At 34.5% G+C, this 12993-nt stretch carries 10 protein-coding genes; 4 read left to right on the forward strand and 6 right to left on the reverse strand.

Translation table 11 applies throughout. The features are described 5' to 3' along the window. Positions 1-80 precede the first annotated feature (80 nt). Positions 81-557, forward strand: coding sequence for a nucleoside 2-deoxyribosyltransferase (locus FP435_RS07360; protein ID WP_265483639.1), 477 nt, complete (start codon positions 81-83; stop codon positions 555-557). Between the two features lie 46 nt (positions 558-603). On the opposite strand, the gene nagA is transcribed toward FP435_RS07360, so the two are convergent. Beyond that, positions 604-1761 (reverse strand): N-acetylglucosamine-6-phosphate deacetylase, encoded by a 1158-nt coding sequence (nagA, locus tag FP435_RS07365; protein ID WP_265483640.1) that lies wholly within the window; start codon positions 1759-1761, stop codon positions 604-606. Positions 1762-1923: 162 nt separating this feature from the next. Between nagA and FP435_RS07370 the strand changes: the two genes are divergently transcribed. Next, a complete protein-coding gene (locus FP435_RS07370; protein WP_265483641.1) occupies positions 1924-4983 on the forward strand; it encodes a TIM-barrel domain-containing protein in 3060 nt (1019 codons plus the stop codon). A 43-nt stretch (positions 4984-5026) separates the two neighbouring features. Here FP435_RS07370 and FP435_RS07375 read toward each other — a convergent pair whose 3' ends face one another. Genes FP435_RS07375 through FP435_RS07385 form a run of 3 tightly spaced genes read right to left on the reverse strand, consistent with a single transcriptional unit; the run spans position 5027 to position 7699 of the window. Then, positions 5027-5848 carry an alpha/beta hydrolase gene (locus FP435_RS07375; protein ID WP_265483642.1) on the reverse strand — a complete coding sequence of 274 codons (822 nt, stop codon included), beginning with the start codon at positions 5846-5848 and terminating at the stop codon, positions 5027-5029. A 7-nt stretch (positions 5849-5855) separates the two neighbouring features. Then, positions 5856-6614 (reverse strand): YibE/F family protein, encoded by a 759-nt coding sequence (locus FP435_RS07380; RefSeq protein ID WP_265483643.1) that lies wholly within the window; start codon positions 6612-6614, stop codon positions 5856-5858. A gap of 2 nt (positions 6615-6616) precedes the next feature. Continuing rightward, complete coding sequence (locus tag FP435_RS07385) at positions 6617-7699, reverse strand: YibE/F family protein (RefSeq protein WP_265483644.1); 1083 nt, start codon at positions 7697-7699, stop codon at positions 6617-6619. Positions 7700-7783: 84 nt separating this feature from the next. On the opposite strand from FP435_RS07385, the gene FP435_RS07390 reads away from it, so the two are divergent. Then, entirely contained in the window at positions 7784-9358 is a 1575-nt protein-coding gene (locus tag FP435_RS07390) for a cation:proton antiporter (RefSeq protein ID WP_265483645.1), read from the forward strand. 31 nt (positions 9359-9389) lie between these two features. On the opposite strand, the gene FP435_RS07395 is transcribed toward FP435_RS07390, so the two are convergent. Next, the gene (locus FP435_RS07395; protein ID WP_265483646.1) at positions 9390-10073 is read right to left on the reverse strand and encodes a MerR family transcriptional regulator; all 684 of its coding nucleotides are present in this window, start codon (positions 10071-10073) and stop codon (positions 9390-9392) included. Positions 10074-10090: 17 nt separating this feature from the next. Next, on the reverse strand, positions 10091-11176 hold the full coding sequence (locus FP435_RS07400) for a D-alanine--D-alanine ligase family protein (protein ID WP_265483647.1): 1086 nt from the start codon (positions 11174-11176) through the stop codon (positions 10091-10093). Between the two features lie 154 nt (positions 11177-11330). On the opposite strand from FP435_RS07400, the gene FP435_RS07405 reads away from it, so the two are divergent. After that, positions 11331-12986, forward strand: a complete 1656-nt coding sequence (locus FP435_RS07405) for a CAP domain-containing protein (RefSeq protein WP_265483648.1) — start codon at positions 11331-11333, stop codon at positions 12984-12986. The last annotated feature ends 7 nt before the right edge of the window (positions 12987-12993 follow it).

Below are 12993 nucleotides of genomic sequence, written 5' to 3' on the forward strand. Positions count from 1 at the left end.
GTCAAGTCTATTATCTCTAAAATTTTTTTGTTATGCTGATACTAAAGTTAGTTTTATTAAAAGAAAGGTTGTTTAAACTCATGTCTAACCAAAAAACTGTTTATTTTGGTGCTGGTTGGTTTACTGACACTCAAAACAAGGCATACAACGATGCAATGAAAGCTTTGAAGGAAAATCCTACTATTGATTTAGAAAATAGTTATGTACCTCTTCAAAACCAATACAAAGGTATTCGCGTTGATGAACACCCAGAATACCTTCATGATAAAGAATGGGCTCAAGCAACCTACAATGGTGATTTAATCGGAATTAAAACTAGTGATGTGATGCTTGGAGTTTATGTACCTAAAGAAGAAGATGTTGGTTTAGGAATGGAACTTGGCTATGCACATGGACAAGGTAAATATATTCTTTTAGTAATTCCAGACGACTTATTTGGCGAATCAATTAACCTAATGAGTTGGGGAGTAGCAGACAACATTATTAAAATGAGTGATCTAAAAGATTTCAATTTTAATCAACCTCGCTTCGGCTTTTACGATGGTGCAGTTTATTAAAAGGTAAGATTAAAAGGAATAGCTTTGAGAAAGCTATTCCTTTTCTTTATGCTTGGTATCTTAATTCTCCATTTAGATAAGTTTGCTTTAGAGTTAAATCAGGATTAAGAATTAAAAAGTCAGCAGGTTTATCAGGCATGATTGAGCCACATTTTTCTAAAATCTTACTACTTTTGGCAGGGACATAAGTCGCCATCATAATTGCATCTTCAGCAGTTGCAATATTCCAATCAACTACATTTTTTACACCATCTTTTAATTGAAGAATACTACCAGCTAAATTATCACCATTTTTTAAACGAGCCATGCCATCTTTTACATAAACTGGTAATTCTCCCAACATGTAATCACCATCTGGCATCATCCCAGCCTCCATACAATCAGTAATCAATGCAATATGTTCGCATCCCTTAGCATTAATCAAAGCTCTAACAGCTGGTTCTTGAACATGATGACCATCACAAATCAATTCCGCAGTAGTCAAACGTGAACTAAAAGCTGCTCCCACTAAACTAGGAGCATGTTGGCTCATTGTATCCATTCCATTATAAGCATGGGTAAAAACGCTAGCTCCTGCTTCTACGCAAGCAATTGCTTTTTCAAAACTAGCACTTGAGTGCCCTAGAGCAACTACCATGCCCTCTTTAACAGCAGCTCTAACAAATTCAGGCGCACCCTTGCGTTCAGGAGCTAGTGAAATCTTAATTAACATATTATTAGAGGCCTGACGCCATTTTCTTAGTAAATCAATATCGGGGTCTAACATATATTTAGGATTTTCTGCTCCAGCATGTTCCGTTGTAAAAAATGGACCCTCAAAGTGAATCCCTTGAATTTTAGCCCCTGTTTCTTGACCTTGGTGGTCTGCAAACATCTTGCATACGCGAGTTAATTCACTATCCGGTGCCGTTACCGTAGTTGGTAGCCAGCTTGTTACCCCTGCGCTCAGCAATCCTTCTGAAATTTTGTTAATCCCTTCCCAATTGCTTTTCATAACATCTTCATGAAGTGAGCCATGAATATGAGTATCAACTAACCCTGGTGCGACCCATTTCCCTGGAAATTCTTTGATTTCTGCTGTCAGTGGCTTTTGATCCTCACGCAAGTAAAAACCAAACTTGCCATTATCTTGAACTTCTAGGTAACCTCCACTTTCAGTTCGATTTTCCAAAAAGAATTTATCTGCATGAATATAATATGACATTTATTTTCCCTCACTTATATTTTGGTATAGACCTTTTAATTAAATAATAGGCTATTTTTTCTAAGAATGTCAAACGAAAAAGAAATACTTTTTGATTTCCGCTATAATGGAACTATAAATACTTGAAATTATAGAAAAAATTAGTTTTATAGGAATAAAATTATGTCTGAATTAAATAATCTACAAGAACATTCTGTTAGTCGGTTAGTTGGTGTCGCCAAAGGGACACGTTTTTATGAATTACAATTTGCCTCTGGAGAAAAGGCGCGTCTCTATATTGTAAGCAATGGAATATTTCGTCTAATTTTAGATCCAAGTGAAAAATTTGCTCCCTTAGATCCTGAATTAACTATCCCAATCAAGGATTTTAGCCTGATACCCTTTGAAGAATCACAGTTATTAACCACTGATGAAACTTTTACCATAAAAAGCGCCCACTATTCACTTCGTCTTCAAAAAAATCCTGCTCTTTTCAGCATTTTTGATGATAATCTTCACCGTTACCGTTTAAGACAAAAAATGCCTTTGCAAATCGGACCTCATTCAAGTACCGAAATTTTAATTCAAAATAAAAATGAATTCTATTACGGAGGTGGGATGCAAAACGGTCACTTTAGTCATAAAGGCCACAAAATTGAAATAGCTAATACCAACTTAACAGGTCCAGATGGAGTAGCCTTACCTGAAAGTTTCTTTTGGTCCAATGCTGGTTTTGCGGAATTGCGCAATACTTGGAAAAATGGCGTTTACAACTTTGGAGCTGATGATGACACAGAAGCCGTTATCACCCATAACACGTCAATTTATGACACCTTTTACTTAATTGGCGATACACCTGCTGATCTAATCAAACAATATTACGTCTTAACGGGTACCCCACTCTTTTTACCTAAATACGCCCTTGGCTTGGGCTATATTGGTAATTTCTCTGATACTTTTTGGAAAAGCGCTGATCCTAAAGAACGGAGTGCGATTAAATTTGAAGATGGGATTAATTACCAAAGAGCAAGTAAAGATGATAGTGAAAAAGTTTATCCTGCCGACCTTAATGGTAACCAATACTATCAATTTTCTGCCCGAGCAATGATTGAACGCTATCTTGCCAAAAATCTTCCGTTAAAATGGATTGTTCCTGACTATCAAAGTGACAGTCCCCTTGATGAAGAACAAGTTAAAAATTTTAGCGACTTTGCCCAAGAAAAGGGGATTACTGTAGGATATTATAATCACTTACCAAAGGGGGCTAATCCTGATTTAGTAATTGCAAAAACTGATTCTCCCAAAATTGGCAACAGCAAATTACTCCAAAATATCGCTAAAATTAGCAACAACTTAGTCCAAAAAAATGATGATGGTCGTCCTTGGGTAATGGCCACTAATGGCTGGAGTGCAATTCAAACTTTAGCCACCACTTACCTGGGAGGAGTAGGTGGTGAATGGGAACAAATCGCTACCCAGATAAGTAGTTTTATTGGCTTATCCCTTTCTGGACAACCTAATATCGGAAGTGCAATTGATGGACGCTTCAGCGGTGGGAACGCTCAAGTTAGTGTACGTGATTTACAATGGAAAGTATTTACTCCTCTTTTATTTAGTATCGATGGGGATGGAACAACCGAAAAAACACCATTTGCCTACAATTCTAAAATTTCTAAGATCAATCAAGCTTATCTTAAGCTACGCACACAACTTGCTCCTTATTTATACTCATTAACCCGGCAGGCCCAAAATGGGATGCCAGTAGTTAGAGCTCTCTTTTTATCATTTCCACATGAAAAAATTAATTATACCAGTCAAATAAAACATGAATTTATGCTCGGGGATAATTTCTTAATTGCGCCTATTACCAATGGTCGTGAAGATGGAAATGGTAATTCAATTAAAGATGATCTTTACCTTCCTAATCACCGTACAATGTGGGTAGATGCCTTAACTGGTCAAAAATTTCTTGGTGGACGTTACTACTCACAACTTACCTATCCTTTATGGCACTTACCTGTTTTTGTTCGTGGAGGGGCAATTATTCAACAAAGTTTGCGCCAAATGATGATCTTTCCTCAAGGCAAGAGTTCTAATATCCTTTACGATGATGACGGCATTAGTACTAAATACCAACAAGGCGAAGCTGCTCAAACTCAAGTTACTAGTGAACTTGATGGCGTTAAATTAAAAGTTGTAGTTAAACCAACTACTGGTTCTTATTCTAAACTTGCTCTTAGTCAAACAACTGCCTTAACTATTATGGCCGATCATTACCCAGGACATGTAGAAGCTTACATTAACGATACTTTGATCGACCTTCCTGAATACAAAAATGAAGCCGACTTCCATGAAGCTTCAACAGGCTATTTCTTTAAGCAAGATTACATGCCATTTAAACAATTTGGCAACTTCACTGGTCAACTTCAACCTGCACTTTTAATCAAAGTCAAAAGTCATGATATTTCCGAAGATGAAATCACCATTAAAGTAGATAATTTTAACTATGGTAATCAATTAGAAAACCATGCCATTATTGACTCTGCGATGGTTGCGCCACGCAGTGCATCAATTTTAACCGATCGTCTATCTTCGCGGAGTATTACTGTCTCTTGGATTAATCAGCAATTTAATAGTAATCATAAGTTAATGGCTGATATTGAAGTTAATGGTATTATTCACACTAATATTACTGGTAATACTTTCACTTTCCATGAATTAACGCCAAATACACGTTATCGTTTCCGCATTAGAAACAAGATTGGCAACAAAGTATCTGACTGGACTGAGTATTTTGGAACGATGACTAAGCCCGATCAACTTGATTATGCTATCAAAAACCTACAGGTAAAGAGTAATTTAGCTTCTGAAGATGAATTTCCATTAGCTAACTTAACTGATCTTCGCCTAGGTAGTGAATGGTTAACTAGTGAAAAAGTTTCTCCTGACCATCCCTTAGAATTAACTTTTACCTTTGATAATCTCTACAAACTTAGCCGAATGGTTTACATTCCGCGTTCACGAGATCATAAAGGACATTTATTACGTGTTCAATATGCCATTTCTAAAGACGGCGAACACTTTGAAGACTTTAGTAAAGAATTTAATTGGCCTAATGACGCTAAAAACAAAGTAATTGGAATGCGCGATCTAAGTGCTAAAGCAATTAAACTGCGTGTTTTACTTACTACAGATGGTTATGCATCTGCTAAAGAAATCTTCTTCTTCACTGCTAAAGATTAAAGCAAAAAACATGAATCCTTTTCCAAAGATTCATGTTTTTTGTTTACTTGATTTTTAGATCTTCTAGCCACTCAATACTTAAATTGAACCAATGGGCTACATGAGAATTTACCTGCCAACTTTTCCCTTGTGTTTCTAAGTCTGGTCGAGCCAAAGAAAAGCCATGACGGCCATGATCAAATAAATGGGCTTCAAAAGGCACATTATGATTACGCAAAGCTGTAATGTATTCAATTGAATTATTGATATAAACTACAGGATCATTATCTGCTTGAAAAATAAAAGTTGGTGGGGTTTGCTTAGTAACACCTAAAGCTGTATTAAGTAATTCTGGATCTGTAGGCAGCTTAGTTTCTGCTTCCGGGGTAATTGGCACACTCACTTCTTTGATATTAATCAGAGGGTAACCCAAAATGGTAGCGTTAGGTGCTACTTGTTCATGTGTGAAGCCATACTTTTTGCCCCATTTAGGATTTTCCGCCATTACATTCATTGCACTTACTACACTACCACCAGCTGAAAAACCAATCGTTATAATTTGATTAGGATTAATACCTAATTCTTCACTATGATCTCGGAAATATTTCAAAGCAGTCAAGCCACTTAAAGCAGCATCAGGATAAATTTTTCCTGGATCTGTTAATAAATTATACGAAACTATCGCACAATCAAACCCATAACTAGCGTAGGCCATTGCCACAGGTTCTCCTTCTCTTAAAGAAAGATGGGTAAAATATCCACCAGGGAAAATAAGCATTAATGGTCTTTTTTTCATTACCAAACTAGGATTTTTTTGTAATTGATAGTAGGTAACGCTAAATTCACGGTTATTAAAATTAGTTAGCTTTAATTCTTGAACTTCCATATTTACCTCACTTTTTGTTAGTTTGTGTTAAAGTGTGAGCCAGCAAATGGGTTGTCAGCGGAACTGTTAACAAAACGCCAATAAATGAATACATAATAATTAAACTTTCACTTATAAAAAGTTTATCATTTAAAATTTCAAAAAGGGAATAATTAAGCCGCATATACCAAATAAATAGTGGTAAAAAACTTCCAAACATCCCAAATAAAATTGTATTGAGGGCAGTAGCTAAAACATCTTTTCCAAGTAAGTTACCATTTTTTAAAATTTCATCCCGATTTATGCTTGGATCATGGTGCTTTAATTCAAGCAACCCTGCACTGATTGCTACACTTGCTTCTGCAATTGCTCCCAAAGTTGAAAAAATAGCTACAATAATCGCAATTTGTGGGAAACTTATTCCTACATTAACAGATAATCCCACTAATTCTTCACTTGCTTGGTCTCCAAAACCAGCGCTTTGGGCCAAGGACTGGAATATTAAAATTATTGCAATTACAATTAAGCTTACAAATAACGCCGTTAAAAACGAATTCTTCGCTAAAGAATAATCATGAGTACCCAAATAGATAATTGTCAATAATTTTAAAGGAATAAAAATTACCCCAATCCAAAAAATATTTATGCCCCAGGAAATCAAGAGTCCCACTAGAATTATTAAACAAGTGTTAATTACAATACTTAAATAACTTTTTAGTCCTGTCTTTCCTCCTACCAACACAATTAATACTAGTAAAAAAATTAACAACGCTACTAAAGTACTCACCTTTATGCCCTCTTTTCTCTTAAAAAGACTGTACTACATAATGTCGCAAAAACTACAGTTAGTACAATTCCAATCGCAGAGATTAGACTCTGAATAATCCCTAAAGAGAGGGCAAATTCAAAAGTGTACTTGAGGGTGTTATTATCTCGCAAATATAAAATTGCCATTGGGAGAGCTTCAGCCATAAAGATTAACACTAAGACATTAATTAAGGGGCCCATAATTTCTTGTCCAAGTGTTCGGCCACTTAAGACAAGCTCTTTTAAGGTCAAATTTGGCTTGTGGCGGCTTAAATTATACAGACTTGATACAATATCGGTTGCTTCATCCATCACTGCTCCCAGGACTCCTAATAAACTTTGAGCTAAAAATATTGTTCTGGGATCCTGCGTAGCATATTCTACTGCTTCATATTTCATCCCACTTTCATTAGTTAATTTCATAATCACATAACTTAAGCCAAAAGCCACAAAGACCCCTAAAAGTGTTGCTACAAAGGTTACCAGCATTTTTTTACTAAAGCCTTGAGCTAACACTAGTGATAAAAAGGTAAAAATTATACTAGCTAGACTATAAATCCACAAAACTTTTACCCCATTTGTAGCAATATCTAACTTTACTACATAGTAAAAAATGATTGCATTTAGCAAAAGTGATAGGAGCAACATTTTTGCAGATTTGCCCATGATTGCAAACATTAAACTTACTACAACCGTAAATGCTAAACAGAAAACCCAGTCTCGTTTAGGAGATAACACCTTTGCTTTTCCCTTTAAAAAAGCAACAATTACTCGCTGATGAGAATAGTATTTTTGGGTAATAACTTGTGATTTTGCATACTCATTTTCTACTAAAAATACTTTTCCCTTATTTTTTCCGTTCAGGATGCGAATTTTAAATGTTTGTTGGCGTAGCTCATCCTTATTTTGATAACTATCTTCCGTTTTATTAATTAAGCTATCTTTAGGCTTAGTAATTATTTCTCCAATTGGTTGACTAGAAAAAGCAGTGGTAAAATAAACAATTCCTGTAATTATAATTCCCACTAGAAAAATGACTAAACTCCAGCGATATTTTTTTTGCATCTTAAATTACACCTTTATTTTTTTCTCAATTCCATTATGCTACTATTATTTTTGATGAACAATTAAAGAAAGGTTTAAATAAAAATGGAATTAATGATCTCTACTTTTTACCTGACTTTTGCAGCTGCGATTAGTATTATCATTGCACAGGCACTAGAAAAAATTTCCGTCAATTACATTAGTATGCTAATTGGAGTTATTTTTGCATTAGTCCCATTTTTAAATCATCATGTTGCGCCATTTAATTCTGAAACATTTATGGAACTAATTATTGCACCTTTACTATTTTTTGAGGGGCAAAAAACGCAACTTTACAATATTCGCAATCGATTTAAGAGTATTTTAGGAATTACCGTTGTTATGGTGTTATTTGCGGTAATTGCTGCGGGATTTAGTATCCATTATTTAGGCAATCTTGGCATTGCTCTTTCCTTTATTATTGCCAGTATCAGTGCTCCAACTGATGCAACTGCGACTGAATCGGTTACTAATAATTTGATTTTACCCCACAAGGTAGAAGGTTCACTTAAAACTGAGTCACTTTTTAATGATGCCTCTGGAATTATTTTATTGGACATGGCCTTACTATGGTTTGAAAATGGCACTATCAACTACGGCCAAACTCTCCAAAATTTCCTTTTTTCCTCTCTTGGGGGAGCCGCAATTGGTTTTGTAATCGGCTGGATATTTATTATGTTTCGGCAATTTTTAACTAGATCTCGATTTAATGCTCTCAATGCTCAAAATATTATTTACTTACTAAGTCCTTTTTTAATTTATGCAATTGCAGAAGAACTTAGCGTCTCAGGAATTATTGCTGTTGTAGTTGCTGGTTTATTTCATAATGCTGAAAGACAGTATTCTGTCTTACTTAATCCACGACAAGTTCAAATTGGTAGCAATCTTCAGAATCTAATTTCAGAAATTTTTAACAGTATTGTTTTTGTAATCTTAGGTTTAATGATTATTCGCATTGGATACAACCGGATTTTAAATTCTCAGATTTGGCTTTGGTTAGCTGTAGGAACAATAATTTACTTGGCTAATTTAATTGTTAGATTTTTATACAGCCTTCTTATCATGAAATTTGATAGTAAAAATGCTGCAATTTTTGCCTTAGGTGGTGTTCATGGAGCGGTAACTTTAGCCTTGGCACTCACCATTTCTCAAAAATTTCTCGGGCAATCAAACTACAATTTATTAATGATGTCTGAAGCTACTTTGATTTTGCTTAGTATGATTATTCCAACTATTATTTTTCCTTTCATTCTGCCTCACCAACTTAGTGACTATGAATCTCAAAGAATGACTATCAAGTTTAGAAATGAAATGGTTAAACAGGCAATCATTGCTGTTCACCATATGTACCTACCTAAAAAAGTAAAGCGTCATATCCTTTTTAGCCTACTTTTACAAAAACAAGCTATCAATACCCCTGATTCTCTTCGTCAAATCTTTCGTACAATTGATCAACCCAGTTTATCTTCAGAAGAGCGCTATTTAGAGCGTCTAGCTTATTACCGCGTCTTTGCTATTGAACGTAATTATTTGGAAGAAATTGCTCAAAAGGAAAGTAAATATCAAAAATGTCTTTTAACACTTTACAATGAAATTTTAATTGCTGAATCCCTTACTCTAGAAGATTACATAGAAGAATAAAAGCATCACGCAATATAATGCGTGATGCTTTTTACTTAAATAATTTTTCCCACCAATGTTTCTTTTTAACCTTCATTTGCATTTGCGCTAAACTTCGATTCACATGGGCCAAGCTCTTTAAGGCATCTTCTTCAGCAGCTTTAGGACTAACCTTTTCTGCTGAAGTGGTATTAGCTGTCTGTGAACTAGAAACTGTCTGAGATGAAGCAACCTTATTAGATTTCTTTTCTTCAGGTTGTGGCAACTGCTTTGTAGCCGCAATCAACTTTTGATTTTGATCTTCAATACGAGTTACTTGCTTTTGCAAAGTTTGAATTGCTTCATTTTGACCAGTAATAGTCTCTTTTACCATCATTAAAAGTTTAATAACTTCTTGAGCATCTACCATTGTTTTAGTATTTACTTTGTTATCGGGTAAATTCTTGCTCTTTTCAGACTTGGTAGTTTTCCCATTAACTTCAAAAATTTGCTCAGCAGCTTCTTGTAGCGTTAAATCATCATTCTTAGATAATTCTTGTAACTTATGTAATTCTTCTAGATTCTTTTTACTATATAAACGTGCTTTTTGTTTTGTACGTTGATAGTAATCTCTATTGTCTGTAACTTTTTCAATAAGTAATGAATATTTACGCAGCGTCGCTACACTAATACCCAAGCTTTTAGCAGCTTGAGCAGGTGATTCAAAGCCTTCCAAATTATTATCTTTTTCTGCCATCTTCTCCCCCGTTTTTCTTACTCATGTTTATGCAGTAATGTCTTCTTATGATTATAACGTTCAATTCCTAGATTAATCAATTTTGTAATTAGTTCAGTGTAAGGAATTCCTACTTCTTCAAATAACTTAGGATACATTGAAATATTTGTAAAACCAGGCAAAGCATTTACTTCGGTCAAAATAATTTCATTATCACCATCACGTAGCATTGAATCAATCCGCGCCATACCGCTACACTCTGTAACTTGGAACACTTTTAAGGCATTCGAACGAACTTTTTCGACAATTCCTTCAGGCAAATCGGCTGGAATCTGTAATTGTGAAGTAGAATTATCATCATACTTATTTTCATAAGTGTAGAATGAATCTTTAGCATTAGTAATTTGTCCCACTCCAGCAACAATCGGTTTATCATTTCCTAAAACTGCAGTTTCTACTTCGCTTCCATGAACAGTTTCTTCTACTAAGACTTTATCATCGTATTTAAAAGCATCTTTTAATGCTGCTTGATATTCTTGCGCATTTAAAACATGGTGCACACCTACTGATGAGCCTTGGTTAGAAGGTTTAACAAACAAATCTTTTCCTAATTTTTGTGAGACATAGTTATAATCAAGCTTTTTATTTTCTTTGTCGTCATATTCATAACGGCTAATACTAATCCAGTCTGCTACTTTTACGCCAACACGTTGTGCTAAGATCTTGGTCATTTCTTTGTCCATGGTTATTGCAGCACCTAAGACATCATCTCCAACAAATGGCTTATCAATTACTCTAAACAGACCTTGCAATGAACCATCTTCACCCAAGTTTCCATGCACAATTGGGAAAAAGACATCAATTTCAGGACGATCTTCTAACTGAATTAAATTAGAAATATTTTTTACTTGATGTGGATTTGTAACGGTCATCTTTGGATCATCAAGTACCTTGCGTGAATCTTCGTCTCCCGCTAAATAGCCATCATTAGTAATCCACATTGGATAAACATCAAATTTATTAGTATCAATTGCGTTATAAATATTATGAGCTGACATAATGGAAACTTCATATTCTGAAGAATTCCCTCCAAAAATCAACCCTACTTTAATTTTATTAGACATAATTTTTCTCCTTATTAGCCCCTAAATCCTTATTATACATAACCAAGTTACCAGAGTGATAATTTTTTCTAAAAAAGTCAAAAAATATTTCAATTTCTTGCTAAAAAATTTAAAAATTAACTATAATTAAGACATGAAAGGATGTTGATTTAAGATGCAATTTAAGCGAGCAATTTCTATTACTTTAATTAGTGCTGCATTCCTTATTCCAGCAGTAAAACCCCCTACTATTCAAGTAAATGCGGCTACTTTTACCCAAGCAGAAAATAATAAAATTAAATCTTTTCAACAAAGCTATGCCAATCTTCCTAAGCAAGCTTATTCAAAGAGTAATCTTTATGCAAGTGCTCCTAATTTAACTAAGCCCTTTTCACCCGGTAGTTTAAATTCTTCTTATCTTTCAACCCAATTAGATTATATTAATTTTTATCGTAGCTTATTTGGCTTAACTTCTATTACTAGTAATCCTACTGACAATGAAAATGCCCAAATTACGGCTAGTGTAATGGCCGCAATTAATGCAGATCCTTTCGTAAACCAACATGGTTTACCAAGTGATAAACGCCCCAATTTTATTAGTAAGATGTATTGGTCAATCGCCAAAAATATTTCAGCTAGTTCAAATTTAAATTTTAATGTCGCTAATCAATCTCCTGGAGAAGTTATTCGTGATTTAATCACCGATAGTTATAACTTAGATGGCAGCGACACTGGTCACCGCGCTTGGCTACTTTCTACACGTTTAACTACAACTGGATTAGGAGCCGCTTATGGAACCAATGGTTATCGCTATTCTGTTCAACAAGTAGCTTATGCAACTGACAGTTTTAACTCACCTAGTGCACCTTCTGTAACCTATCCAAGTGCTGGTGTCTTCCCAATCGAACTTCTTAAAGGAGAAAATGTTGCTTGGTCTTTATATTTATCTGATCAAACAATTAGTAAAACTCCTAAAATCACTATTACTGATCTAGACACTGGTTCTAGCTCAGCTGCTACTAAAGTCCATAATTATTCTAGTCAGGGATATGGTAATTTTGCTACTATCTTAACTTATTTCCCTGGTAATATTAAATTGGTCAATGGACATGCTTACAGCGTAAAGATAAACGGAATTGAAAATTATACCTTTAAGCTTTTTAAATTAGGAGCTGTCTCTTCTGAATCTCCTACTTCAACACCAAGTTCTGCTACTAATAATGTAGCACCTAATTACAATATCTCTCCTATTCCTAAAGTAGATTTAAACCAAAATCAAAGTGATACTGATACTTCTGATTCTTCTTCTACTGGTAATAACGGTATTTTGCCACGTAATGATACAAATTCATCAACTGACATGAACTTTGCTTTACCAACTTTTAATATCAACTCATCTAATGATGATCAATCTTCTACCTCTTTAAATGAAGAAGTTATTACAACTGATCCAAACTTAATTTTAGAAGCAGATAAATTAAGAGATACTTTAAATAATAAGCGACAACTTAATCCAGTAGTCTTTGGTCGTTCTTATCAAAATGGAACAAAGTATTATAATTTAGGTACTAATCAATGGTATAGAAACTTTTATATTACATCGAATCCTCAGATTAAAGCTGGAGTAATTTCAATTGGAACAAACAATATTGATACAACAGTTTACTCAAGTCCCTATTTAATGTTGCAACATCCTACTTTTACTCATTTAACTCCTGGAAGGAGTTATCCTTATGGCCAAAGTATTATCATTGGAAAGACCGCTTGGTATTACTTAGGACCTAACCAGTGGATAAAACAACCTGTCTCTTTAACGAATAATTTAATATAGAAAAAAG

Origin of the sequence: Lactobacillus sp. PV037, from assembly GCF_014522345.1 — a bacterium.
GTDB lineage: Bacteria > Bacillota > Bacilli > Lactobacillales > Lactobacillaceae > Lactobacillus.